Raw genomic sequence first — 26,692 nt, forward strand, 5'->3', positions numbered from 1 at the left:
AACGGCACCTTTCCTTTGTTAGGAGTGGAGAAGACATGATAGATATATGCATCGTCGGCGGCGGTGCGGCGGGAATGACTGCCGCAATCTGTGCCAAGGAAAGAAATCCTGCATTAGATATTTTAATCATAGAAAAAAAAGAACAGATGGGCAAAAAGATTCTGGCTTCGGGCAACGGCAAGTGCAATCTGTCTAACATCAGATGCCAGAATTTTCAAGAGACGCTGGCTTTTTTCGCTCACCTGGGTCTTTTGACAAGGACAGACGAAGAAGGCAGAATCTATCCCTACACCGAGGAGGCAAGGGCGGTTTTGATGGCATTGAAAAAGAGGCTGGAGGTGCTCGGCATCAGGACGATGGTGGACAGCCCGGTCCTTTCCGTGGACAAAGAGGAGTGCTTCCAAATTCACACGTCAAAGGACTGCCTGCAGGCCAGAAAGCTTTTGATTTCCTGTGGAGGGAAAGCGGGTCCGCAATTTGGAACTACTGGCGATGGCAGCAAGCTGGCCAAGCAGCTGGGGCATCACGTCAATAGACTAGTGCCGGTGCTGACCGCCATTGATGTAAAAGAGGACACCAGCAAAATGGCAGGCATCAGAGCCAAGGCTCGTGTTACGCTGCGTTATCGCAGTGAACCCCTTGCAGAAGAAATAGGAGAGCTGCAGTTTACAAAGACAGGTGTTTCCGGCATCTGTGTATTTAACCTCTCTCGTTTTCTTTTGATTCCTGAAGGGAAAACAATGAAAGACGGGTTTGAGGAGTATCAGATTTTGATTGATTTTTTCCCAGACAGAGAAGACCTGCTGGAGGTTTTGACGGAAAGAAGCAAAATGAGAGGATTCGAAAGAGAGCACCTATTGGACTTTCTGGTGAGAGAACCCATTGCAGAGTACATCTATCAATTGTCAAAAGGCGATGTGAAAGAAATGGCAAGACTTTTACGCAGTTTTCCTTTATCACCCAAGGGGGCCAGAGGCTGGGATTATGCCCAAGTGACGAAAGGCGGCGTCAGTTTGGACGAGATTGATTTGACGGCTATGAAGTCAAGGCTGGTTGAAAACTTATATTTTGCGGGAGAAGTCATCGATTATGACGGACCTTGCGGCGGCTATAACTTACAGAATGCTTTTGAAACAGGCATGTTGGCTGGAGAGGAGATGGCAAATGAATAGCAGATATCGAATGCATCAAATAAAATTGAACATGAATGAAACCAAGAGTGACATTCCGAAGAAGATTTTGAAGAAGTTAAACAACAGAGATTTGATTTTGACAGATTTGGAAATCGTAAAGGAATCTCTGGATGCCAGAGATAAAGGAGATATCAAATTTGTATACACTGTGGATTTTCAGGCTGTGACCAGGCAGCGGCCAAAACAGTATGTCAATCTGCCTATTAATCCGAAACTGGGCTTAGAAGAAGCACCGGACATGAACTACCTCGACGTGGAATCAGGCGGCGAGGAACTGTCTGATCAGCCTGTCATCGTCGGCTTCGGACCATGCGGTATGTTTGCAGGTCTGATTCTGGCCAAAAGAGGCTACCGCCCAATCATCATAGAGCGAGGCCGCCCAATTGAACAGAGGGTTGAGGACGTGGAAAAGTTTTGGAGTGAAGGAATCTTGAACACGGAATCTAATGTACAATTTGGTGAAGGAGGCGCTGGCACTTTTTCTGACGGTAAGCTGACTACAGGCATCAAGGATCCGCGCATCAGGAAAGTCCTCGAAGAATTTGTCCGCGCCGGCGCCGATGAGGACATTCTCTATAAACAGAAGCCCCACATCGGCACGGACGTTTTGCGGAAAGTGGTCAGAAACATCAGAGAAGAGATCCTCCGCTGCGGGGGTGAAATTCGATTCGATACTCGCTTTGTAGAGGTGAATACGAAGAAGAAATGCGTCAAATCCGTGGTGGTGGAGTGTGCAGGAGAACGATATGAGATTCCTACACAGAACGTGATTTTGGCGGTAGGCCACAGTGCTCGTGATACATTCCGTTATCTCTGTGAACGAGGTATCAAAATGCAGCAGAAGCCTTTTTCCATCGGTGTGAGAATCGAACATCCGCAGAAGCTGATTGACAAATCTCAGTATGGAAATACGGAAGGACTGCCACCGGCTGATTACAAGCTGAACTATCACTGCGGAAACGGCAGAGGGGTCTACACTTTCTGCATGTGCCCTGGCGGGGAAGTCATCACAGCTTCGTCTCAGGAAGGCGGTGTCGTAACCAACGGCATGAGCAACAGAGCGAGAAACAGCGGCAAAGCCAACAGCGGTCTTTTGGTTGATGTCAGATGCGAGGATTTTGGCTCTCCCCATCCACTTGCCGGTATCGAATTTCAGGAGAAATATGAAAAGCTGGCTTTTGAAAATGGCGGCGGGACGTATGAAGCACCGAGGACGACTTGGGGGGAGTTCCGCAGTGAAGCTCTGTCTGCTGCCCCTGTCATCCGCTCGCTGCCGGAATTTGCCGTAGCTGCAATTCGGGAGGCTATGCCTCATCTGGGCAGAAAGCTGTCCGGTTTTGACCGGGACGATGCGGTTATGACTGCTGTGGAAACGAGAAGCTCTTCCCCTGTCAGATTTGCCAGAAACGAGGAGATGGAAGGTACCTTCGGCGGATTTTATCCTGCCGGCGAAGGCACCGGCTACGCTGGCGGCATCATGAGCGCGGCCTGTGACGGCATCAAAGTAGCGGAAAAGATCATAGGGAAATATAAGCCTTTTTAAGCCATATAGCATGAAAGCACGGAGAAAAGCTGAGTTTTCAGCGTTCCCCGTGCTTTTTTTGAAAATATGGATTCTCTTAGGAATACGCGTCAAGGATATGCAATCTCTCTGACGGCAGGCTGCTGTCTATCCCACCAGGATGGCAGGAGTATGGGCGCGTTAAGCAAAACGCGCGGTGTGCTAGAAATCTGATTAAAGGATGGACGTTATTCTGCGAAACTGCGTAACCGAGGCTACTTCTGGCAATCCCCTTTTTTAGGCAGCATTATGACAGCGAGCGAGAGTTCTCACGTTAGATTTGTACTTTTTGGGCAGTTTTACTTGATCCCGCACAAAGCCTTGTACAAAATAAGAAAATTATATTGCACATTCACCGTCCTGGGTTATTTTTTGATAGGATTCTACTCTTGCTCCACCTTCTGAAAAACTCAAAAAATAATTAAATTCCTATTTCTTCTATATTTCCTCTCAACACACTGTATTTTTTCGGGTCATTAACATCTTTTTAATGGTGAATCTTGTGCAAGAGACACCAAAATACATCAAAAAGTACAAAATGACCGTGGCGGCTAGTCGGCGAATGATAATTATTTATACCCTAGTCAATTTCTGTTTCATTATGATTTTACATAGGTTTGCCGTGGGTCGTATTGTCTTACATGTTGATATTTGTCGAAAAAAACGGTATAATGGTTCCGATAATCTAACGGCATTGCCGCAAGGAAGAAACCATTGAATCATGATTTTCGATTCTATTTCTAAAGGAAGAATCATGGTATAATGGTTCCGATAATCTAACGGCGTTGCCGCAAGGAAGAAACCATTGAATCATGTGCTGCGATTCTATATTCAGCGGAATGCACATGGTATAATGGTTCCGATAATCCAACAACGTTAGGATAAAGAATTACAGATTAAAAGGGGACAAGAATAGTGAGAAGTAAGCGCTACAAGAAGACATATGAATTCAAAGACGAAAAATACAGCCCAGAGCTGATTCGCAAATATGAAGATCCTGAATATGCCAAAGCCGCTGAAAAATATGAAAGGCAGGCACGAAGAAGGCAGACTGGCAGCAGTAGAAAACAGCATACTGTCAGGGACTCCGCGGTACCGCAGAGCAAGGGGAAAGGTGGCAGCCGCAAGACAAAGAAGAAATACAGGTGGAACAAGAAAAAAATGTTCCGCAATATACTGACTTTAATCCTATTGTTGGCCGTGGCTGGCTCGGGCCTTTTCTTCTACTTGACGAGGAACTTTGACAAGGTGGATACGTCAAATGCTGATTTTGCCATAGACGACCAGGTAGCTGACGATTTGAGCGGCTATCGTAATATCGCCATATTGGGTTCTGATGCCAGGGCGGATGAAGGTTATGACGGCAGCAGGACTGACGCTATCATCATCATGAGCATTAAGAAATCGACGGGAGACATCAGGCTGATTTCAGTGATGAGAGATTCCTACCTCAAGATGGAGTATTTAGATGGCAGCATGGTTTTGGACAAGATTACCCATGCCCACCACTATGCAGGCGGTATGAACACTATCGCATCGCTGAATCGGAGCTTGGATTTGAACATCAAAGAGTTCGTCATCTTCAACTGGAAGGCTGTTGCAGATGCAGTGGACTGTCTGGGAGGAATCAAAATTAACGTGAAACCCAACGAAATCAACGATATGAACAAGTGGGGCAATGAGACTGCCGTAAATGTAGGCGGCACATATAATAAGATTACAGAAGCTGGAAAACAGACCCTGGATGGCGTTCAGGCTACGACTTACTGCCGGATCAGGAAGACCAGCGGCGGTGACGAAGGGCGTAGCCGCAGGTATAAGCAAATTATGGCGGCGGTGATGAAAAAGGCTATGCTCCAGCCTTGGAAGCTGAACGAATTATCTGAGACCGTATTTCCAAATATCAGGACTAACATGAGCCAGTTCAAGATGTATACGGCTGCTATCAACGCGCCTCGCTATGATTTTGGCAAGAGCATCAGCTGGCCGAAAGTGTATTACGCCGGCTATTTGGGCAACATCTCTTATGTCGTGCCGCAGACCCTGGAGACCAACGTGCAGCGACTGCATAGGCTGGCTTTCGGGCAGGACAACTACAGCGTGTCAGCAACCTGCAGTCAGATCAATCAAGAAATCATCAACGACACGGGAATTTATTGACACATCACGGTCGACAATATAAAGGGCTCTGGTTAACGAGTTTTGCGTTAATCAGAGCCCTTATTAACTATTTTGTCGTAATTTTCTTAACCACGCTATAGGTACTGTCTTAAAAGTTTTTCATCTTATAAATCTTGACGGCAACAGAGATGGTCTCGTAAAAATCCATGTCGCTTCTGCCATAAGGAATCAGCGCTTTGATTTTGTTGATTCGATATCTGATCGTATTTTCGTGAACGAACATAGCCTGACAGGTTCTCTTGTAGTCCATTTCCTTCTCTACGAAACAGAGCATGGTTGCAAGCAGGTTGCTGTTGTTTTCCTCATCGGCCTTACAAATAGGGTGCATGATATCAGCGTAAAATTCCTCCAAAGCGGCACTTCCCTGGAGTTCCAGAAGGATTCGCGAAATTCCCAGCTGATTGTAATGAGAAAGGCCATGGCTGTCTGCCGCGCCGGCGCTGACAGCCATGTGACACTGAGAGATGGAAGTCCCCAGGTCGGCAAGCTTACAGGTGTTGCTGATCCCGATTTGTGCGCGGGGGATGTATCGATGGACCAGATCAACAGCATCAGAGAGTATCTGCTGCTGTAATGGCTTTCTGGCATCACTGAAAGTCAGTACGAGGAGAATGCCGTCCCGGTATTCGGCAGCAAAATTCAGAGTATTCCGGTTGAAACCATTGAGCAGGTTGATCGTCTCCTCGCTTGGGATGAGCAGATTGGTCAAAGGATCTTTTTCTATACAGAACAGTGCCACTGCATTTTTTTGGAAACTGGGGTTCAGGTCTTCTATGAGTTCCATCTTTTCTTCGGGTGAAGTTCTGCCGCTGGTTATCGCGTTGAGTTTGTCTTCGATGGATTTTTTTAAATCTGCGGCCAGACGGTATTCGATGATGCTGGAAATAATCAAAGAGTAAGGAATCTGACAATCCATAAAAATGACTGGCAGGCCAGCCTCATCACATAGCTTGCTTGCAGCAGGCGGCAAGGTCTGGATTGTCTCATCAAAGATAATCAAAGCCGCCGCCCCGAAACTGATAATGATCTTTATCAGATTGAGAACGTATTCGTCATCTCCTTTCCCATAAGAACAAAAGGTTAGGTAGATATCTCCTTCAAAGACCTGGATCTTTGCATCTAACTCCGTCGGGATGTTATCGTAAACGCTGACATAGCGTATCTCGTTGGAAAGCCCCTTCTTTCCAGCCGCAAGACGGCCGCTTTTCATAATATCCAGTTTTAATATATCTGAAACCGTAATTTTCTTCAAACTTCTCACTCCCTTTGTTAAATTTACTAAATATTATCATAGAAATGAAAAAAATGCACGTTCTAATTGTGAAAATCCCAAAAAATAAGCAAAAACTCTTGTCGCCCTCCCTAAAGACAAGTTATCAGAAAATTGTTATCATTGGTTCATAAAGCATCTGTCCTGCAATTCCCTTTGTGAATTGGGACCAGACCATTAGGGAGGAATAGATATGGCTGAACAACAAAAGAGTAATTCAGAAGTTTTTGCACTGCGTCCTACGCCGATGAAGGATAGAAAATCCATGTTGGACATGGTATGGGTACAGGCTGGCTGCGTCATCTGCATACCGGCATTTATGCTGGGCGGACTGGTGGCGGCACAGATGCCGACCTGGACCGGTGTAGCCGCCTGCGGCGTCGGTTATCTGCTGACGTTGATTTTGATGATCGTACTGGGAATGCAGGGAGCCGATCTGGGGATTCCTACCTGTGCAATCTCCCAGTCAACCTTCGGGAAGAACGGCACCAGGCTGCTGGTCAGTTCCCTTTTCGCAATTTCCCTGATGGGGTTTTTCGGGCTGCAGGTCAATGTCTGCGGCGAAGCTTTCGCTAACTTGATGGGAGATGCCTTCGGCATCCACATTTCCCTGACCCTGTCTTCTCTGATCTGGGGCGTGGTGATGTCCATCATCGCAGTAATCGGCATGGAAGGTCTGAAAATCTTTGACAAACTGTCCGTGCCACTGCTGTTCATCATCATGGTAATCGGTCTCGTACTGGCGTTTCAAAAATACGGAACGGCAGGAATTACGGCTAACGAAGTAAAAACGGCAACCATGTCTTTTGCGGAAGCTGTGGCCCTGTCATTCTCCTTCTTTTCTGCAATGGCTTTTACAGCGGCAGACGTGACCAGATGGCAGAGGAATAGAAAGGACACCATCAAGTCCTCAGTATGGGGGCTGATGCCGGCAGGTCTGGCGACCTGCATCATCGGCGTTTTACTGGCGAGAATAGCTGGCGAATACGATATCAGTCTGGTACTGGCAAAAGTGGGCATTCCGATTTTGGGGCTGATCGTCATCATCACTGCGTCTGTTTCGACGAATTCGCTGAACGCCTACTGCGGCGGCCTCGATACGATCATGACCTTTAACATGCCGGACAACCGCAGAAGAGAGGCTACGGCAGGTGTCTGTATCGTAGGTGTTATCTTGGCACTGACAGGCATTCTCGGATACATCGAAACCTTTCTCAACTGGATCTGCTTCCTGGGCGCACCTGTGGCAGGGGTCATGATCGCAGACTACTGGATCGTCGGCAAAGGAAAACCAGAGAGCTGGCACAAGATTGATGGCTGGAACTGGACAGGCTGCATTGTGGCAGTAGTCTCTATGGTCATCGCGCTGATCTTGTACAACGTGTTGCACATCGGAGTCTTTAATCTGAACGGTGTGGCTGTAGCAATAGTCATCTATGTGATCGTGGAAAAATTTGTCCCGTCAAAATCCAGAAATCAGGACGGCGGCACGAGAGCATTTGTTGAAGGAGAAAGTGAGGGCGTATCTAATGTCGGTTAAAATTAAACAGGTCGTGCCGGTTACCGGCGATTTTCTGCTGGATCAGGCGACCCGGGATTACATAGGCAAATATCTCAATGCAGATACGGTGGTAGACGTGGATGTGATTCCGGAAGGACAGTATTCTATCGAAAGCGAATACGACGAGGCAATTAACGCGCCGCAGGTAGTCAGACTCTGCAAAAAGGCTGCAGAAGAAGGCTATGACGGCATCTATGTGGATTGCTTCGGCGATCCGGGTGTGCGTGCGGCAAGAGAGTGCGTGTCCATTCCCGTCTTTGGCGGATTTGAACCGGCCATGCTCATGGCCCTCGGTCTGGGTGACAAAGTGGGCATTGTAACCGTACTGCAGAACGTCATTCCATTGATTGAAGGAAATATCGCAAAAGCACACCTGGGTGGACGCACGACCAAAGTGAGAGCAGTCAATATGCCAGTGGCTGACCTAGAGAATACGGAAAAACTCATTGAAAATCTGGTACCGGAATGCATCAAATCCATCGAAGACGGCGCAGCTGTCATCGTTCTGGGATGTACGGGCATGATCGACGTATCCGTAAATGTGCAGGCGAGGCTTCTGGCAGAAGGCTTTGACGTGCCAGTGGTAGAAGCAGCCGGGGCAGCTTTGAACACAGTAGAAATGTATGCAAAGATGAAGTTAAGACACAGCGGTCTGACCTATATGGCACCGCCTGAAAAATAATATATCAATAGAGAAAAAACGGAGGGTAACATGAAAAAACTAACACAACAGGAAATTATCGATATCTTATATGGATGTACCATCGTCGGTACTGGCGGCGGCGGGGACCTGGATCTGGGCCTGCGTACCATGCAGGAAGATTTTGACCAGGGCAGAGAACTTTATATGGCTGACCTCAGCGAAGTGCCGGACGACGCTTATGTGGCCGTGCCGTATATGTGCGGTTCCCCGGCGTCACTGGAAGGCGGCGGAGACGAATTCGCCCATCTGCCCCAGCTGGGATATCCGGAGTCCCTTCTGGCATTCAGAACCCTGGAAGACTATTTTGGTCAGAAATTCTACGGTGCGGTATCCACAGAACTGGGCGGCGCAAATACTGCTTATGCACTTCATGCCGCCTGTCAGCTGGGGGTGCCTATCGTCGATGCCGATCCAGCAGGACGTTCTGTTCCAGAGCTGCAGCACAGCACTTTTTATGTAAAAGACATACCGATGGCGCCTATCGCCCTTGCGACCCAGTTTGGCGATGCCATGATTGTGAAAGACATCGTCAATGATATGCGCGCAGAGGATATCGTCAGAGCGGTTGCCATCGCCAGCGGCAACAAAGTGGGAGTCGCTGACCACGCCATCACGGGAAAGCAGCTGAGAGGAGCCATTATTCCAGGTGCACTGTCCTATACCCTGAAACTGGGAGCAGCGCTGCGCAAGGCGAAGGAGAACGGTGAAAATGTGGCTGAAAAAGTCGTCGAGGCAGGAGAAGGGAAAATCCTCTTCAAAGGTATCGTCAAAGACTGGAAAGTAGAGGAGACTGGCGGTTTCATCTACGGCGATACGACCATGGACGGCATCGGTCAGTACGAAGGACATGAATATAAGGTATGGTACAAGAACGAACATCTGGTTTCCTATTTGGACGGCAAAGTTGACGTGTCAGCACCTGACCTGATCTGCATCGTCGACAAGGATGGCATGCCAGTTACCAATCCACATTACGAAAACGGCATGGAACTGACAGTATTTGTCCTGCCTGCACCGGAAATCTGGAAGACGGAGAGAGGGCTTGCAGTGTTCGGTCCGAGGAGCTTTGGCTTTGACTTCGACTATGTGCCGTTCAATGAGAGGTAAAGATGATGAAAATTAAAATCATCAACCCGGTGCCGGATCTTGATGCTGCTGTCGTAGACGGTATGAGGACCTACCTGTCTGCCAGTCTCGATCCGGGAACTGAGATTGAATTTGAGCCTGTAGCAAAGGGCTTCCGCTCCATTGAAACGGAAGCCCAGGGTGTGATCAACGGAGGGGAGATTCTGCGCCTGGTGGTAAAGGCGCAGAGTGAAGACTGCGACGGCATCTTCATCAACTGTTTTGACGATCCGGCTTTGCTCGGGGCCAGAGAGCTGTCGCAAAAACCGGTGCTGGGGCCTTACAGCGCTTCGGTCCTCTTCGCTTCTATGCTCAGTGAAAGAATCGGTATCATCACCACTGACGATTACGGACTGTCCTGTGAGGCGAGAAAAGCGCGCCATTATCAGTTTGAGGAACGCATCGCCGCTGTGGAGAAGGTGGATATGACCGTACTGGATCTGCGAGAGGGTGATTTGATAGAACGTCTGACGGCCTGCTGTCAGCGCTTAGAGGAACAGCGGATTTACGCAGTCATTTTGGGATGCACCGGCATGAACTTTGCGGCAGACCAACTGAGGACAGCCTTAAAAAAGGCCAGGTGCCAGGTGCAGGTGGTAGAGCCCTTGCAGACGGGCGTCAAAGCGCTGGAGCTGCTGGTCAAGATGGGCTATACCAATTCTATCCACAGCACTGCGGTCAGAATGGAGGATTATGTAGAATGATAGATTCATTAAAAAAGCTGATTGCGATTCCCAGCATCACCGATGCGCCGGCCGAGGAGAATATGCCCTTCGGCAGGAACGTCCACGACGCCCTGATTTATATGCTGGATTTTTGCAAAGGACGGGGTTTCCGTACCAAGAACTGCGGCGATTATCTGGGCTGGGCGGAAATCGGCCAAGGTGAGGAGCTGATGGGCATCCTCTGTCATCTGGATGTAGTTCCGGCTGGCGAAGGCTGGGAGCACGATCCCTTCGCAGGCGAAATCGTGGACGGCAAAATCTACGGCCGTGGCGTCATGGACGACAAAGGTCCTGCCATGGCGGCTGTCTTCGCCATGAAGGACGTTCTGGATTCGGGCAAAAAACTGAACAAGCGCGTCCGCATCATCTTCGGCTGTCAGGAAGAGACAGGCGACTGGGTGGATATGGACTATTATAAAGAACACGAGGAAATTCCGACCTTCGGTTTTACACCTGATGCGGATTTTCCCGCAATCTATGGAGAAAAGGGCATTCTGATGGTCCGGCTGTCCATGGAAGCGTCAAAATCAGGCTTTGTCAAAGTCAGCGGCGGGGATGCACCTAACATGGTGGCAGACTGGGCGAAAGGGTCTTTGACAGACGGCACTGTTCTGCAGGAAGCGGGAAAAGCTGCTCACGGCAGTACGCCGGAAGAAGGGGAAAACGCCATCAGCAAACTGATGGAAAAGGCGGCAGCCTATGATTGTCCCTTTGCCCAGTTCTATATGGAGAAAATCGGCTGGTGCCTGGATGGATCGAATATCGGTATTGGACTATATGATGAAGCCAGCGGATCTTTGTCCTTTAATGTGGGACGAATCGGGATGACTGACGAGATGCTGTCATTGGAGGTGGACATCCGCTATCCGGTTACTTACAGCGGAGAAGAGGTGTTGGACCGCATGGAAAAAGCGGCGGCACCTTATGGCATCAAAGTGGAGACGATCACTTCCATGGATCCGGTCTATATGGACAAGGAGGGAGAAATCATCGGGAAACTGATGTCAGCCTACGCAGAAGTGACAGGAGATGCGAGGGAACCGCAGGTCATGGGCGGCGGCACCTACGCCAGAGCCATGGCGGGCATCGTGGCCTTTGGACCCGTTTTTCCCGGCCGGGAGTGCACAGAACATCAAAAGGACGAGTGGATTTACGTAGAAGACCTGGAAAAAGCCAGGGAGATATACAGACTGGCGATAGAAAAGCTGGCCTGTGAATAAAGGTGAAACAGAAACTTATGGGAATCTGGACGAGCAGATATCCATAAGTTTTTTTGATGGTGCAAATGGTGCGCCGACGATTTAAAATCGACATTTCCAGCAATTGGTGTTAAAATAGAGTTATCTTTAGCGATAAGAAATGCAGAGGAAGAACTGATGAAAAAGAGAATTGCCCTATTGATGATTGCTTGTTTCATTTTCTCGCTGGTGGCAGGATGCGGACAGAAAGAAAACGTTCCGGCAGATAAAGCAGAGGCTTTTGCAGAACCGGTCTACGACTGGGAGAAGGGCAGCGGCGAAAAGCTGGTCATCTGGGGAGTCTATCCCGATTTAGACCGCAGCTACATAAAGCGGGCTTTTGAACGTTATAAGGAACTGACCGGAAATGAGCTGGAAATCGTGCAGATTCCAAAGGAAGACTTCGAAGCCCGCATGCAGGCATCGATCAAAGGCGAAATCGAGAAGCCTGATATTTTGCTGAGTTATGGCGGCGCCAATATAGAAGCTTACGATCCGGACGAAAACTTTTACGACTTTACTGAAGCGCAGTGGGTGGACGATTTGACGGATACTTCCATCAATCAGACCATCTTTAACGGCAAGGTGATCGGACTGCCCCATTGGGAGGCCTCCATTTCTGGAACCCTCTACAATAAGGAAATCTTTGAAAAATATGGGCTGGAAATCCCAGAAACCCAGGAACAGTTCATGGAAGTCTGCAAAACTTTAAAAAAGAACGGCATTACGCCGCTCTATCTGCCGGCAAAAGAAATTTCCATGCTGCTGTATCAATTCCCTTTGGACTCTCTCGTTGAGAACGGTGAGACTTTGGAAAAACTCAATGAGGGAAAGATAGGTTATGCAGACATTCCTGAGATGGAGCAGGTGGTGGAGTGGTATGGCGAGATGGCCGAAAAAGGCTATCTGGGGCAAGACTATGAAAAGAATGACTGGGACGGTATGAACGAAGCCATGGACAGCGGCAGTTATGCTATGATGCTCTGCTGGGATACCTGGCTGTATACGGATTTTAAGGGCAATGCGAAAAAATTCGGGCTGATGCCGGCCTTTGTAGGCATTCCTGAAGAGGGCACCTTCGAAGGCCCCAATTTGGGTCTGTTCATTGTCAACAAAAACAGCGCCAGACTGGAGGCAGCCCTCAATTTTATCACCTTCCTGGCCGATCCATATAACTACAATATCGCCTTTGAGAATATCTATACGGCGCCTGTCTTTAAAAACCAGGTGGCCAGTATTTCTACGCCTCAATATCTGGAGGCAGAGCATCTGATCGAACAGAAATACAGAGATTCCATTGCCTGGCTCCGCATCCGGGGATTTTCCCAGATGGATGCTTCCTGCATTTTAGATTATATGAAGAAAGGCAGCGGACTGTCTCCCGCAGATTGTCTGCGCGGGATGGACCATCTCAGAACAGAGAGAATGGCAGGAGGTGAGCAGGCGCAATGAAGCTGAGGACTCTGATGAAAGATAAGAAACACTTCTCTTTTATAATTGCTGCCCTGCTGGTGGTTGTGATTCTCTTTGGCGTTTTTGCCATCTCTTATATTCAGCGATTTGATAAGACGCTGCAGGCGGAGAATCAGGTCATGATGTCAGAAGTGGCTGACAACATTACGGCATACACCAAAATGGTGGTAAAGGATACGGAGAACTCTCTGCAGACCATAGGGGACACCTATCTTGTCATTCCAGAGGAGAAGCGAGCTGCTTATTTAAAAGACATCGTAAAGACTCAGGGATTTGTCTTTGCCGGCTACGCAGACCTTGACGGGCGATTGCAGGCCAGCGAATCTTCCAGAAATGGAGACGTTTCTGATCAGACGTATTTCAAAAAAGCTGTCAAGGGACAGTCCTCGATCAGCGGCATCGTCCGTTATATTTTTACTAACCGGGCGGCATCGGGCATTCTTCTGGCTGTACCGGCAAAAGACCAAAGCGGCAAAATCTCAGGCGTTATGATGGCCATGCTGGACATCTCGAAATTACAGGAGGCGCTGGGAACGGAAAGCTTTGGCGGAGAAGGTTATTCTTACATCATCGACAGAGATGGAAATCTGATCATGCGCAATAAAAGCATGGATTACAATAACTTTTACCGCGTTTTAGACAATGTGGAGATCAAGACAGGCGGAAGCACGCAGGCAATCAGGGAAAGCATATTGGCGGGAGAATCGGGTACGATTCTCTACGATCAGCTGGGTACAGAGCGGTTTGGTTATTATTGTCCTCTGGGACTGAACGACTGGACGATTGTAAATATCGTGCCCAAGGATGTGATTACGGCGAAGACAGATATGCTGACCAAAGAGCTGATGCGCACGGGCATTGCCGCCATCATCGTATTTTTGATTTTGCTGGCAGCGGCAGGAGGGATATGGATTGTCTCCCAAAACCAGCGCCATGCAGCGGAGGCAAAGTCGATTTTCCTTGCCAATATCAGTCATGAAATCCGCACGCCGATGAATGCCATCGTAGGCATGGGCGAACTTTTGATGCGAAGTGAGTTAAACATCAGGCAGAAGGAATACGTGCGAAGCATTCTCAACTCCGGCAAAGGGCTGCTGACGATCATCAATGACGTCTTGGATTTGTCAAAACTGGAAGCGGGTAAATTTACCATCCTCAATGAGCAATACCAGACAGAAACTTTACTCTATGACGTTGCGTTTCTGGCAGCGGTCAGAATTGAAGACAAACCGATACGTTTCTTCCTGGATGTGGACAAAACCGTGCCGGCACAGATGATTGGGGATATGACGAGAATCAAGCAGATTCTGATCAACATCGTAGGCAATGCCGTGAAGTTTACGGAGGAGGGTTATGTCAAATTGTCCCTGCACTGTGATAGAGACGAGGATCAGATTCTTCTGACCATGGCAGTGGAGGATACGGGAATCGGCATCAAAAAGCAGGACATGGATAAGCTGTTTGAAAGCTTCAACCAAATTGATTCTCCTTACAACCACGGCAAAGAAGGGACCGGACTGGGTCTTTCCATCGCCAACTCCCTGTGCAAAATGATGGAAGGAGATATCACAGTAGTCAGTGAATACGGTGTGGGCTCTGTCTTTACGGCCAGGATTGTGCAGGCGGCTGCAGGAGAAAAGATTTTGATGGATCTCTCCCAAAAGAGCCTTCCGCGCATTCTGATCTACGAAAAGACGCGATCGCTGAGAGAGAATTATGAGTTCTATCTGCAGGAATTAGGCCTGCAATATAAAATCTGTGCGGATTACAGCGAATTTCAGAGCGCCCTTTCTGAAGGCTGTTATGAGATGGTCATGGCCGACAGGCTGACTGTCCATCAGGAGCTGGAGGGAAAGCTGGCAGATGATCAGAAGCTGGTGACCCTGCTGAAGATTCAGGAGCACGGCTTGATGTCCGATGAGCCGGAAGATGCGGCAATCTTTGTGCCGCTCTTCGGTATCCAGCTGGTATCCCTGCTCAAGCGGATGGATGCCGGCCTATGCATTGCAGAGGAAGAGAAGCTCGAAACGCCTTTACTGCCCCACGTGAGAGTTCTGATCGTAGACGATAATGACCTGAATCTGCAGATTGCAGAAGCCTTGCTGCAGGTGTTTGGAATGCAAATAGACTGTGCCGGATCGGGCGAGGCAGCTGTTGCAGCAGCCAGCCGCCAAGACTATGACTTGATCTTCATGGATTATATGATGCCAGAAATGGACGGTATCAAGACCATGAAAAAAATTCGTATGCTTCCGGGCGGCAGATACGAGAAGCTGCCTATCGTCGTCTTGACGGCGGATGCCACCGACAGTGCCAGAGAATTGCTGCTGGCTGAAGGTTTTGACGACTATATGACCAAACCGATCAGTATGGAGGAATCAGGCCGGATTTTGATGAAATGGCTGTCACCTGTCAACGAGCGGCGCGGCCGGACAGAGGTTTAACAAGTCAGTCGTCTATTGCACGTCATAATATGAAATATAGAATTGCTGCTGCTGCCCTCTTTGCTGCATCTGCAGACCGAAGCCAAGCGGAGGGATTTTTGCTGGCTTTTTCCTTCGGTAGCATCCTGCGCGCTCTGGTGACTGGTGATTTTACCGCATTGCCAGGCTGAGACGGGATCAAAAGAGGACCTGGCAGTCCGCAGAGGGTCTGTTGGGGCAAATGCCGCACACATTGTCTAGCGCGAAGGATTGGGGACTTGAGATATAGAGTGTACAAAGATGGAATCTCTTATCAGATACATGGACAAAGCCGCCTGCACAAAGAACTAGTTCTTTGTGCAGGCGGCTTTGTTTTCAGGAAAATTATATTTTAATGATCTCTTCTTTTGCGCAGGACCAGAGTTGTACCACCAGCGGCAGCTGCCAGGACTATCCACAGCAGCAGATCGCTTTCATCGCCGGTCTTTGGCGTATTGCCCGTAGTCCCGCTGCCTGTGGAAACCGTCCCGCTGCCTGGCTTGCCAGACGTTCCAGGCCTGCCGTTCGGTTTGTCTGCCGGAGTGCCCGGTTTATTCGGCTTGCCCGGTTTTTCCGGATTATCTGGCTCCAGAGGGTCATCACCGCCTGCCTTTTTTTCAAAGACAGCGTGGATGGTGTGATCTGCATAGACCCGCTCGAAGGTGTATTCTGTCAGAGGTCCGACGGATTTTCCGTCCACCAGGACGTCCTTCAGGTCGTAGCCTTCTGCCGCCTCGATCCTGTAACTGGCGGAAAGACCTGCAGAAACCGTAGTGCTGCCATCCGGCGTGATGGTGCCGCCTGGATCAGCAGAGGAAATGATGGTGTACCGCTGCGCTGGAGGATAGACTGGATTGGAACCGCCTTCCGGCTCGATGGTGAAGGTGGCGGAGACGGTCTTAGAATTCCCATCGTTCGACCAAGCACCATCTGTATATTTCTGTGGCTGGTAGGTGACGGTCAGGGTGTAAGTGCCATAGTCGTCATGATTTAGCTTCAAATCATCGACGGTGTAGGTATTTTCTGGGCTTTCTATAAAATTACTGCCGGAAACCTTTCCGTCGTCGGCCTTGGTAACTTCCCAGGCCAGGGCTTTCATATACTGATCATCAGTGGTAGTGTTGGTGCCTATACCGTAAAGGGTGAAACCATCCGGCGCCCTGCCCTTGAAGACCTGGCCGTCTTCGATACCGGTGAAGCGGCATTGGAAGGATTCCACCTTGCCAGGAAAATGGCCGAGGGAAAGGGAAATGCTGCAATAAGCGTTAGCGCTTGCAGGTATTTTGGATGCCCAATGGGTACTTACGATAGCGCGGGTACTTTGCACAATCAGGGTTTCCAGCTGTGTGCACGGCAGCATATTATCCCGAATATAATTAACCTTCGGCCCCAAAACGGCATGCTTTACGATTCCAAAAGAATCGTCGCTGATCAGCGTACCCAGAATGCTGGTATCGGATTGCCAAGCACGACAACCGCTGTCTGTCTTGATGGTCAGGGTCTGAGTAGCGGCGTCCCAGGCGTAGTCATCGGTGGTTACATCCCCCGATGGACCCTTGTACTCAAAGTCGCCACTTGAGATGACTGGGCTTGCTACTTTTCCATCGGCAAGAGCCTGCACTTGGAAGGTGTAAGTTCCATAGCCGCCTGCGAGGATTTCGGAAGTGAAGTCATAGCTGATGTCAGCAACGGTCTGCGTACCGCCGATTTGCCGGCCTGATTTGTATAAGGTCACCTTGTAGCTGCCAGCATCTGCCACGGAACTCCACGAGGCTGTTGCGTTAGTTTTTTCAGATTCCTGCGTCCACTGTAAGCCTGCAGGTGCCGTAAGCACTTCGGTAAGAGTATTGCTGTCGGCAAGGGTATATCCCTGCCCGTTGATATTTAGGAAAATCTCTGTTTTCGCTTTATTGAGAACGGTACCGCCGCTCATGGTGATCGAACCCTGTGTGCCCGAATCCCAGATGGTGAACTCGCCGCCGCTAAGTTCTAACGTTCCGATGGCGCCGTTGTTATCAAAGTAACCACCAGACAGAAGCACAGGGGATATGACCGTGCCGCCAGCATCATTGGCAAAGGTCCCGCCATCGATGATGACAGTGCCGGAAACGGTTCCGTTGTTGACAAAGCCTCCTGTTGATAATTGCAGGCTTTGAACGGCTCCTTCATTTGTGAACTTGCCGCCTGTTACAGTGACAGAGCGGATAGGATTTCCCTGACCACTATATACAAACTCGCCGCCGCTGACTGCCACCGTGCCGCCCACGTTGTAGTTTACAGTAAAGGTTCCATTCGTCAAGGTGATGTCAGACACCACGTAAGCGCTGGGGCTGATCGTCTGTCCAGGGGCATCGATGGTGATTTTCGCAGGCCATGGATGATCCGCGCCGATGCTCTCTTCAAGCTCATCCCAAGCCTCCTGCGATGCAATTGTGACCGTCTGTACATCCTCTGCGCTGGCCTGCAGTGGAAAATATGCCACGACCAGGCACATGGCCAGCACTGCGGCCAGGGTTTTCTTGATCTTCGTCATTTTCTTCATATGGTTCCTCCTCCCGGGGAAAATGCATTAGCTTTTTGTTTTTATTATACAAAATCGGGGGGGGGGTCAAGGGTATTAGCTTAAACCGTCAGTTAATGACCTAAACCGTATAAATCAGAGACGTTTTATACTGGAAAAGCCGGATTCAGCCGCCAGCAGGCGATGGCCGTATACATCAGATAAGACTCCAGTCTGTCGTCTGTTCTGAAGTTGGTGATGGCCTGAACCTTTGAAAGCCGGTACTGAATCGTATTCCTGTGGACGAAAAGCAGCGTTGCCGTCTTTTTTACTTCGCAGTCAGCGTCCAGGTAATAGACTGCCAAGGTATGCAGCAATTCGCCAGAGGTGTCAATTTCTAACAGCGGCTTTAGAATATTGCGGCAGATGCGGTAATTCTCGCTTTTTTCTGCCGCCATATCAGAGCAATGCTTGGCGAACATCAGATCTCCGTAGGAGATTTTTTTCTTATGGGGGAAAATCTCCACCACATGGGGGATATATTCTGAATAGAGAAGATAAGTGCGCCGCACGTCTTTGGCATTGTCGTCGTTAGGGAAAAAAGCGACAGTGTAATCCTCTGTAACCTGATCCATGGCATCCATCATCTCTTCAATATACGCGTTATCAGAATCGATTGATGAGGCGTAGACGATAAAACAGATGATGTAGATGCCGTAGGTGTCGATGATGATTTCTTTGCGAAAAGCCTCTGCGTTGTCTTTGACAGCACGAATCAGGCTGCGCATGGTTTGGAGCTGTTCCCTCGTATCCCCGTGCTCAAAAGCAGGCCGGATGATGATAGCCGTGTTGATGGCATCGATATCGATCCCCAGCTTTTCTGAAATACTGTACATCTTCTCCTCTTCCCCTTCGATGATAGCGGGAACCAGAGCGTTTTCCAGTATATTGTTGGAGTCCAGATCCCACAGCTTAGAGAAAATTTGCAGAAGTTCGATGACGCGATAGATGTCGTCAAGGGTCAGACGGCCAAAATCATCGGCTGCGTAGAGGGAGAAGTTGCGATACTCAAAAGCGGAAAATGGCACGCAGAAAACCTTGAGCGGCATGTCGTTCAGAGTCGTTTCTACACAATATTCATCTGTCGCGGCAGCATTTTCATAGAGGGCAGAGATGGTGTCCGCAGTGATGTCGTTGGACATGGGCCATTTGCTGAGGCAGACGTTATTCAGCGAGGCGTCGGAAAGCAGAAAAGTGCACTTGAGATTATCACTGATGAGGCGCATCAACGTAGCGATATTTTGGCGGTTTTCCGGCAGGCGGGATACCAGGGAGGCGATGGTATCGATGAAATCGTTGTTATTGGCGCGATTGCGAAAAATAGCTTCGTAGACTTCGCCGATCACCTCGTTATAGAAAAAGTCTGTTCGATTTTCAGGCATGACGATGATGGGAAAATTCAGCCGATTGCCCAGTTCGATGATGGCCGGGTCGATTTCTTTGATCCAGATTCCGAGATAATAGATGACCACGCAGGCATCGCCGGAATTGTACATGTAGCTGATATGGTCGCACTGTGCCTTGGGATCATTTCTGATGGTATAGAAAGAGGTCAGCACCATGTCGCTGTTTTTAATCGGTTTGCCGAAATCAAAGATTACATTATCCACGATCTCCAAAACCGTCACGCTGTTGACGATGTTGGAGATACCTTTTTCTCCTGCGATGACCCGGCTGTTCCGCAGGGATGGTAATTTCAGGCATTCTTCTACGGTTATACTCATTTTTGTCACCTCATAACAATTATTATCTTGATTATAGCGTAAAAAAGGTCGAATTACAATGATGATTTATGCACATGCACAATTAATTATCAGAATAATCAGCGACGGCGCTAATGACAAGGGCGCTGAAACTTGATATACTCTTAATAAATTCAGAACCCTTATACGAAAGGAGGCTATTTTATGGCCGAAGGAAAAAAGAACTTTGAGGTAGAGAGCATTACCTTAGAAAAAGTGCCGGACAGTGAGAAGAAGAGCTGGCCGTCCATTGCATTTATCTGGGCAGGAAACGTCATCTGCGTTCCGGCGCTGATGGTAGGCGCCATGGTATCATCTGGACTTAATTTTAAAGAATCAATCGCAGCCATGTTTATCGGTTACGGTATCGTCGTCGCTCTGATGATGCTCATCGCTGCCCAGTCAGCACAGACTGGCAGACCGACAGCAGTTGCTGTATCAAGAGCATTGGGGGAAAGAGGATCACAGGTGACCATTTCCCTGATTATCGCAGTATCTATGGTAGGCTGGTACGCTTATCAGACTATCGTATGTGCCACTTCTTTCTGCTCTTTGATGCAGTCCAGCTTTGGCATTGCATTTCCAGAGTGGATCGCGTGTATTTTCTGGGGCGGACTGATGCTGATCACCGCATTCTATGGAATCGGGCTGACTAAGATTCTCAACATCGTCAGCGTACCACTGTTATTCGTCTTCTTAATCTACGGCGTTTCTATCGCTCTGGGAAATGGCGGCGCAGAAGTCCTGGCTGCTTATAATCCTGGCGGCGAAGGAGGCATGGTCATGGGCATCACCATTTCCGTAGGCGGATTCATCTCCGGTGCAGCAACTTGTGGAGACTACAACAGATACAGCAAAAACGGCAAAAGCGCAGCGCTTTCCTGTCTCTTTGGCGTCATCCCGGCAGGGGTGGGCGCGCTGGCCTGCGGTGCCATTTTGGCGATCTGCTCCGGCAACTCCGATATCACAATCATGTTTGCCAACGTGGGACTGCCTGCCATCGGCATGATCGTCCTGATCCTGGCAACTTGGACAACAAATGTCGGAAACGCTTATTCTGCCGGCATCGCAGTGGTCAACATGTTCAAACTGCGGGATGACAGAAGAGCCATCGTAACCGCCATCTGCGGACTCATCGGCATCGCCCTGTCCCTTGGCGGCATCGTTTACTACTTCGTAGACTTCCTCTCACTGCTGAGCTATTTCATCACGCCGATCTGCGCCGTACTCATTGCAGATTATTGGGTCATGGGCAAGGGCAGAGCAGCTGACTGGAAACCGTTCCCAGGCGTCAACTGGCTGGGAATCATAGCATGGCTGGTCGGAGCAGCAGTGACTTATTTTGATACATTCTTTATCCCTGAAATCGTCGGAATCGTTGCAACTATCGTCGTCTATGCGGTACTGTGCAGCGTGATAAAAAATCCGAAACTGAATCCTTTTGCAAAGGGCGAGGGGACAGAACTGAAGGAGGCTTGTTAATGAAAGGTACTTATGAAGCGGCGAAGACGTCTATTGCATCCTGCATGGGCGCAAAACCGGGCGAAAAGCTTTTGATCCTGACGGACGAGGAACAGCTTGATTTGGCAAGAGAATTTGTCAAAGCGGGAAACGACCTGGGCGTGGAAACGGTCATGGCTTCGGGACCTGTGAGACATTCCGGTGAAATGCCGGCGCTCTCTCAGGCCGCTCTTGCGGAAGCTGACGCCTGCATGATGATCACCAGCGGGTCTTTCACTCATACCAAGGGCAGGGCAGAGGCAACGGAAAGAGGCTGTCGAGTCGCCTCCATGCCTACGATTACAGAAGAAATCGTCAATATGACGCTGAATGCCGACTACGACGAAGTGGAGCGCATAGGCGATATTCTGGCGTCAAAGCTGGACAAGTGCGAAAAAATTCGCATCACTACGGAGGCAGGGACGGATTTGACCCTTTACTGCGGCGGCAGAGCCGGTATCGCAGATACGGGCAAGCTGGTCGGCAAAGGCGCCTTCGGCAATCTGCCAGCTGGTGAAGCCATGGTCGCTCCGATTGAAACCAAAGGCGACGGCAGACTGGTGGTAGACGGCGTCATCGCAGATTTTAAGGTCATGGAGGAACCTCTGACCATCACTTTCAAGGACGGACGCATCGTCAAGACAGAAGGCGCGGATGCAGAGGACTTTGACAAGTTCGTGGCACAGTTCGACGATACGGCAAAGAACGTCTGCGAGTTCGGCATCGGCACCAACCCATCCTGCAAAATCATGGGCAACGGTCTGGTAGATGAGAAGGTCTTCGGCACCATTCATATCGCTTGCGGCAACAATCTGTTCATGGGTGGTCAGCAGGACTGCAACATGCATTATGACATGATTATCAAAAGCCCGACGGTCTGGCTGGACGAGGAATGCGTCATTGAAAACGGCAGGCACATTTATTAATTTATTATAGGACAGTTTCTCTTTGCGAAACTGTGCAAGCACCATGAAGGAGAATGAAAATGATTCGTGATTTACATAAAGAGAATTTGAGATATATCGTATATGGCTCCAGCTTCTATGGCGGAGGCGGAGGCGGTTCCATGGAGGAGGGAGAGGCGCTGCTGGCGGCAATGCTGGCAGAGGACCCGAACCTGACGCTGAAAATGTATGATGTAGAAGACATGGAGGACGATCCGGCGGTGGTTTCTACCATGGTGGCCGCGCTCGGTTCGCCGGTAGCAACAAAAGGAAGAACCTTCCAGGACGAATCTGTCAACGCGGTAAAGGGCATGGCGGAGGAAGCCAGCTTCAGCGGCAGAACATTGAAATACGTCTACTCTGGCGAGCAGGGGGGCGGCAACACACTGCTTCCACTCTATGCGGCATGGAAGAACGACCTGCCGATTCTCAATACGGATGGCAACGGCAGAGCGGTTCCGGAATTGAACACAGGTCTGCTGCCTGTCCACGGTATTCCGACCAGCCCGGTGGTTCTCGCCAGCGAAAAAGGCGACACGATCGTAGGCAGAGCAAAGGACCCTATGGACAGCAAGGCCTGCGAGAACATCGCCAGATATATGTGCCAGGCTTACGATCAGGGCATCGGTTTTGCGGCCTGGATGATGAACAAAGAAGACCACCTCAAGGCATCGGCAGTAGGCCAGATGACCAAGACCATCGAAGTGGGCAGGGCTTTGGCAAGTTCTACAGCGGATACGGTGGCTGCAGCCCTCGAGAAGTGCTTTGCCGATGCAGGCGTGCCTTTCAAGACGGTGATTCCTGCGGGCATCATTACCGACATCGAAATCGACTCCGCCGGCGGTTTTGACACTGGCGTGACGACCATCAAAGATGAGGCCACAGGAGAAGAATACAAGGTGACGTTCCAGAACGAGAACCTCTTTGTTGAAGATCCTAGCGGAAAGGTCATCGTGACCATTCCCAGCATCATCTCTCTGCTGGATCTGGGCCTTGACGGAGAAGTGCGCGCTCTGTCCAACAGTGAAACAAAAGTAGGACAGAAGGTAGCTTTGACCATTACAAGAGCCGACGACAGATGGTATGATCTGCCGGAGTGTTATACCTGCTGGGACGGTGTTATGGTCAGCGCCGGCTACTGCAGAGCCAATGAAGAAGTTTCTCTTTAGTGTGAGGTGGAAAAATGAGCAGAACGTTATATAAACAGGATATTTTGGAGATTTTGTACGGCGCGACATTCCTGGGCGCTGGCGGCGGCGGTTCTCTGTCCTTCGGACTGGATATGCTTGCAAAGCTGGAAAAACAGGGTGAGACCATCGAATTGGAGCTGCTGGAAGTGGATGAACTGGAGGCGTGCGACTATGCGGCCATGGTGGCAGGTCTTGGCAGTCCCGTAGCCATGCTGGAAGGGGAGTTCGGCCCCGATGCGGTCAATGCATTCAAGGCTTTCCAGAGGGGTTTTGCAGCGGAAGGAAAGACGGTTAACTATCTGTATCCAGGTGAAATGGGCGGATTCAACACCTTCGTTCCTATGATGGTGGCCATTCTCTCCGACAAAGATCCGGCAAAACGTATCAAGTTCGTGGATACGGACGGCAACGGCAGGGCGGTTCCGGAGCTGAATACGACGCTGACGGACTTGCGGGGATATCCGCCTAGCCCCATCGGCCTAGGCAACGGCACGGGGGATCAGATTATCGCTTATGCCACAGACGACAAGGCGGCGGAGGTCATCGCAAGACAATTGTGCATGGCATACGGCCAGCAGATCGGTTTCTCCACCTGGGGGCTTTCCAGAGATGAGATGAAGCAGCATTCTTCTGTCGGCTGCGTGACTTACGCGCAGAAAATCGGAAAAGTCTTCTTACAGCTGATGGCGGATCGGAGCCTGAACCCTGTGGAAGAGCTGTCAAAGGTGATGGAGATCAGAGAAATCTGCCGCGGCAGAATCGAGAAAATCGACCTGAAGGCAGAGGGCGGTTTCGACTTCGGAACGACGGTCATTCTTGATGAAAACGGCGATAGATACTACATCGACTTCAAGAACGAAAACATGTTGGTCAGAGACGAAGCTGGCAAGGTTTATCTGACGGCGCCGGACATCATCTGTTTTATGGATACAGATACCTATCTGCCGCTGACCAATGCCGACACAAAGGAAGGCATGAATATCTTCCTGGGTATCTCTCCAGTAGACGAGAAATGGTGGCTGGAAGACTTCAAGGCATATGAATGCTGGAAACCGATTTTAGAGGCAATCGGTTATACAGGAGAATTTGTGAGATATTAATAAAAAGAGGCAGCCTGGAAGAGATTCCCGGCTGTTTTTGTGTTGTGAATCTTAGATCACGCATGTTTTGTTTTTGTTGTGTCTTCTTTACAATTTAACATAATTATGCTAAATTCTACTAAGAGGAGGAATTGATATGAATTTCATAAGACCGGTTTCTGACTTAAGAAATAATTTTGCTGACATTTCTAAAACTGTACATGAGACTGCACAACCTGTTTTCCTGACAAAGAACGGATATGGTGATATGGTAGTTCTGAGTATGGAAGCTTTCGAAAGCCTTCAGTTTGAAAGCGATGTTTACTTCAAACTTCAGGCAGCTGAGAAAGAGGCAGAGATCACTGATAAACGTTTTTCATCAAAGGAAGTCTTAGCCGCCATAAAGGCTGCCATCGAGGAATAGAAACGATGTATCAAATTGCATATTTATCTGCAGCCAGGCAGGATTTGATAGAGATTGCTTCGTATATCAGTCATAAATTACAGAATTCCCATGCGGCAGAATCCCTGGCATTACAAATCATAAATGCAATGGATCACCTGTCATCATTTCCTTATGCGAATCTGGTTTATACACCCATCAGACCGCTGCGTCATGAATACCGGAAACTGATTGTGAAGAACTATATTGTTTTGTATTGGATAGATGAAAAAAGCAAAACTGTTACAATTGCAAGCGTCGTTTACCACAGGCGAGATTACAGTGATTTCATCAAGTAGACAAATCGTAAAAAAGGTCGTGTAGAGAAAAACCTTTTCTTCAGATAATGGAAGCCTTTGGTTAAGATATCGAACGGACTTTTGCAAAAAGAAAAAATTAAGGTGGTGCGTTATATGGAATCCATGGAGAATGTAGAAGTTGTACTTCTTACTAGTATAGAAAAAACGGTTAATACTGATATTGAGCAAACTATTTTTGAATTGGATAATCAAATAAAAATGCTCTCAAGTCAAACTGATAAGTTGGATTATCTGGCTTCAATCGGATCAGGTATCTTGTGCGGAATGCTTGATATACTCTGGACTGAAGGTTTTGATTTGGCAGCAGATAGAAATGCGGCTGATGAAAAAGTAAATGACCTGATACAAAAAACTGCGAAATTGCTTGGCTGCAAAGATGATGATATAAAATCATGCGTGGTTTTCTTAGAAAAGAAATTTCCAATTCCGTCAGATGGTAATACACTTGATTTTGGAGGCGGATTACAACATCATCTTAGGGACTTTGCTCATCATCCAACAATAGTAGGACTAGTATTCTCACTACTTACACAGTTTACAAAAACGTCTTATGGAACGGATGTAACCGGTAAATTTATAGTTGTACCAGTGCCTGAAAAAAGTAAAGCCTTTATAGGCAATGATGTTTCGAGTAAATTGCTGAAAGGTACATTAACATGGTTTTTTCATCTTGTCAGTGATATAGCGGGTTCAAGCAGCACAGCAGGGATTACCGGAGGGACTGGGATACCTGGTCCAATTCTATCAATGGCAAAAGAATTATCCGTGTTACCACTATTCAAAAATATAAGGATAGAAGATAATTCGTTATCGCTTTTTCTATCAAAGATATTTAATGGCACACTATTGGCTGAACACGATAAGACAGGAAAAATTATCAAAGAATCAGTGTTAAAACTGGATTTGCGTGGAGAACTGGGTGCTGCAATATACACTGGAAAGCAGGTAATTCCTGTAATTGCAAATGAATGTATTGTGAGAGCATTCTATTTTGTAAGAAGATTTGCTGTTGAACTTAAAGAAAATGATATTAGAAATCTTTCCCAATTAGCTGATATTAATTGGGAAAGAGTAAAACCATATGAGAACCCAACATTAACAAGAATGCTGGCTATTTCAACGGGTGTATTTACCGCAATAGATGTTACAGAGGCTATTGTAACAAAGAAATATTGGGTGTCGGTAAATTATATTGGCGTTGGTAGGTTTGCTGTGGCCTTAGACTCAGAAATAATCAATTTCTTGAAGGTACATGATATAGTGAAGATTAGACAAATGTACCAAGTCATTGAAAAAAACACCTATAAGAAGATAGACGATAAAATATACGAAAGGATTGCTGAAAATATGGATTTTGAAAAACTTGGTTTGACAATTGAACAAACATAGATACTTTATAATCTTGAATATTTTAAAGTGTTGA

The 26,692-nt window shown here is 48.5% G+C and carries 21 protein-coding genes; 18 read left to right on the forward strand and 3 right to left on the reverse strand.

Annotated features, from left to right (window positions below; genetic code table 11):
- Positions 1 to 35 precede the first annotated feature (35 nt).
- The 3 genes from ACMQ5W_RS01620 to ACMQ5W_RS01630 all read left to right on the forward strand — a co-directional run bounded on the left by ACMQ5W_RS01620 (position 36) and on the right by ACMQ5W_RS01630 (position 4,914).
- Positions 36 to 1,172, forward strand: coding sequence for an aminoacetone oxidase family FAD-binding enzyme (locus ACMQ5W_RS01620; RefSeq protein WP_419022829.1), 1,137 nt, complete (start codon positions 36 to 38; stop codon positions 1,170 to 1,172).
- Positions 1,165 to 2,736, forward strand: coding sequence for an NAD(P)/FAD-dependent oxidoreductase (locus tag ACMQ5W_RS01625; protein ID WP_419022831.1), 1,572 nt, complete (start codon positions 1,165 to 1,167; stop codon positions 2,734 to 2,736). Before ACMQ5W_RS01620 ends, ACMQ5W_RS01625 begins: the two co-directional genes overlap by 8 nt.
- A 933-nt stretch (positions 2,737 to 3,669) precedes the next feature.
- On the forward strand, positions 3,670 to 4,914 hold the full coding sequence (locus ACMQ5W_RS01630; RefSeq protein ID WP_419022833.1) for an LCP family protein: 1,245 nt from the start codon (positions 3,670 to 3,672) through the stop codon (positions 4,912 to 4,914).
- Positions 4,915 to 5,023: 109 nt separating this feature from the next.
- On the opposite strand, the gene ACMQ5W_RS01635 is transcribed toward ACMQ5W_RS01630, so the two are convergent.
- Positions 5,024 to 6,187, reverse strand: coding sequence for a PucR family transcriptional regulator (locus ACMQ5W_RS01635; RefSeq protein WP_419022835.1), 1,164 nt, complete (start codon positions 6,185 to 6,187; stop codon positions 5,024 to 5,026).
- A 211-nt stretch (positions 6,188 to 6,398) separates the two neighbouring features.
- Here ACMQ5W_RS01635 and ACMQ5W_RS01640 point away from each other — a divergent pair, with 211 nt between their 5' ends.
- From ACMQ5W_RS01640 to ACMQ5W_RS01675, 8 genes are all read left to right on the forward strand, one after another.
- The gene (locus tag ACMQ5W_RS01640; protein WP_419022837.1) at positions 6,399 to 7,745 is read left to right on the forward strand and encodes a purine-cytosine permease family protein; all 1,347 of its coding nucleotides are present in this window, start codon (positions 6,399 to 6,401) and stop codon (positions 7,743 to 7,745) included.
- The gene (locus ACMQ5W_RS01645; protein ID WP_419022839.1) at positions 7,735 to 8,448 is read left to right on the forward strand and encodes an aspartate/glutamate racemase family protein; all 714 of its coding nucleotides are present in this window, start codon (positions 7,735 to 7,737) and stop codon (positions 8,446 to 8,448) included. The genes ACMQ5W_RS01640 and ACMQ5W_RS01645 overlap by 11 nt, the downstream gene beginning before the upstream one ends.
- Positions 8,449 to 8,478: 30 nt before the next feature.
- On the forward strand, positions 8,479 to 9,576 hold the full coding sequence (locus ACMQ5W_RS01650; protein ID WP_419022841.1) for a DUF917 domain-containing protein: 1,098 nt from the start codon (positions 8,479 to 8,481) through the stop codon (positions 9,574 to 9,576).
- Between the two features lie 2 nt (positions 9,577 to 9,578).
- Positions 9,579 to 10,298 (forward strand): aspartate/glutamate racemase family protein, encoded by a 720-nt coding sequence (locus tag ACMQ5W_RS01655; protein ID WP_419022843.1) that lies wholly within the window; start codon positions 9,579 to 9,581, stop codon positions 10,296 to 10,298.
- Positions 10,295 to 11,539: a Sapep family Mn(2+)-dependent dipeptidase gene (locus ACMQ5W_RS01660; RefSeq protein WP_419022845.1), complete on the forward strand. Its 1,245-nt coding sequence runs from the start codon at positions 10,295 to 10,297 to the stop codon at positions 11,537 to 11,539. The genes ACMQ5W_RS01655 and ACMQ5W_RS01660 overlap by 4 nt, the downstream gene beginning before the upstream one ends.
- A gap of 156 nt (positions 11,540 to 11,695) precedes the next feature.
- Positions 11,696 to 13,009, forward strand: coding sequence for an ABC transporter substrate-binding protein (locus tag ACMQ5W_RS01665; protein WP_419022846.1), 1,314 nt, complete (start codon positions 11,696 to 11,698; stop codon positions 13,007 to 13,009).
- Positions 13,006 to 15,474, forward strand: a complete 2,469-nt coding sequence (locus tag ACMQ5W_RS01670) for an ATP-binding protein (RefSeq protein WP_419022848.1) — start codon at positions 13,006 to 13,008, stop codon at positions 15,472 to 15,474. The genes ACMQ5W_RS01665 and ACMQ5W_RS01670 overlap by 4 nt, the downstream gene beginning before the upstream one ends.
- Before the next feature lie 29 nt (positions 15,475 to 15,503).
- A complete protein-coding gene (locus ACMQ5W_RS01675) occupies positions 15,504 to 15,644 on the forward strand; it encodes a hypothetical protein (RefSeq protein WP_419022850.1) in 141 nt (46 codons plus the stop codon).
- A gap of 200 nt (positions 15,645 to 15,844) precedes the next feature.
- On the opposite strand, the gene ACMQ5W_RS01680 is transcribed toward ACMQ5W_RS01675, so the two are convergent.
- Both ACMQ5W_RS01680 and ACMQ5W_RS01685 read right to left on the reverse strand, forming a co-directional pair.
- A complete protein-coding gene (locus ACMQ5W_RS01680) occupies positions 15,845 to 18,034 on the reverse strand; it encodes an LPXTG cell wall anchor domain-containing protein (RefSeq protein WP_419022852.1) in 2,190 nt (729 codons plus the stop codon).
- Between the two features lie 125 nt (positions 18,035 to 18,159).
- Positions 18,160 to 19,776, reverse strand: coding sequence for a PucR family transcriptional regulator (locus ACMQ5W_RS01685; RefSeq protein ID WP_419022854.1), 1,617 nt, complete (start codon positions 19,774 to 19,776; stop codon positions 18,160 to 18,162).
- 183 nt (positions 19,777 to 19,959) lie between these two features.
- Between ACMQ5W_RS01685 and ACMQ5W_RS01690 the strand changes: the two genes are divergently transcribed.
- From ACMQ5W_RS01690 to ACMQ5W_RS01720, 7 genes are all read left to right on the forward strand, one after another.
- Positions 19,960 to 21,276, forward strand: a complete 1,317-nt coding sequence (locus ACMQ5W_RS01690) for a cytosine permease (RefSeq protein ID WP_419022855.1) — start codon at positions 19,960 to 19,962, stop codon at positions 21,274 to 21,276.
- Entirely contained in the window at positions 21,276 to 22,220 is a 945-nt protein-coding gene (locus ACMQ5W_RS01695; RefSeq protein ID WP_419022857.1) for an aminopeptidase, read from the forward strand. The genes ACMQ5W_RS01690 and ACMQ5W_RS01695 overlap by 1 nt, the downstream gene beginning before the upstream one ends.
- 59 nt (positions 22,221 to 22,279) lie before the next feature.
- Positions 22,280 to 23,407, forward strand: coding sequence for a DUF917 domain-containing protein (locus tag ACMQ5W_RS01700; protein ID WP_419022859.1), 1,128 nt, complete (start codon positions 22,280 to 22,282; stop codon positions 23,405 to 23,407).
- 14 nt (positions 23,408 to 23,421) lie between these two features.
- Positions 23,422 to 24,528 (forward strand): DUF917 domain-containing protein, encoded by a 1,107-nt coding sequence (locus tag ACMQ5W_RS01705; protein ID WP_419022861.1) that lies wholly within the window; start codon positions 23,422 to 23,424, stop codon positions 24,526 to 24,528.
- A 136-nt stretch (positions 24,529 to 24,664) separates the two neighbouring features.
- Positions 24,665 to 24,931: a type II toxin-antitoxin system Phd/YefM family antitoxin gene (locus ACMQ5W_RS01710; protein ID WP_419022862.1), complete on the forward strand. Its 267-nt coding sequence runs from the start codon at positions 24,665 to 24,667 to the stop codon at positions 24,929 to 24,931.
- Between the two features lie 5 nt (positions 24,932 to 24,936).
- Positions 24,937 to 25,248 (forward strand): type II toxin-antitoxin system RelE/ParE family toxin, encoded by a 312-nt coding sequence (locus ACMQ5W_RS01715; RefSeq protein ID WP_419022864.1) that lies wholly within the window; start codon positions 24,937 to 24,939, stop codon positions 25,246 to 25,248.
- 114 nt (positions 25,249 to 25,362) lie between these two features.
- Positions 25,363 to 26,658 carry a hypothetical protein gene (locus ACMQ5W_RS01720; RefSeq protein WP_419022866.1) on the forward strand — a complete coding sequence of 432 codons (1,296 nt, stop codon included), beginning with the start codon at positions 25,363 to 25,365 and terminating at the stop codon, positions 26,656 to 26,658.
- The last annotated feature ends 34 nt before the right edge of the window (positions 26,659 to 26,692 follow it).

This window comes from Emergencia sp. (assembly GCF_048465375.1).
Classification (GTDB): Bacteria; Bacillota; Clostridia; order Peptostreptococcales; family Anaerovoracaceae; genus Senimuribacter.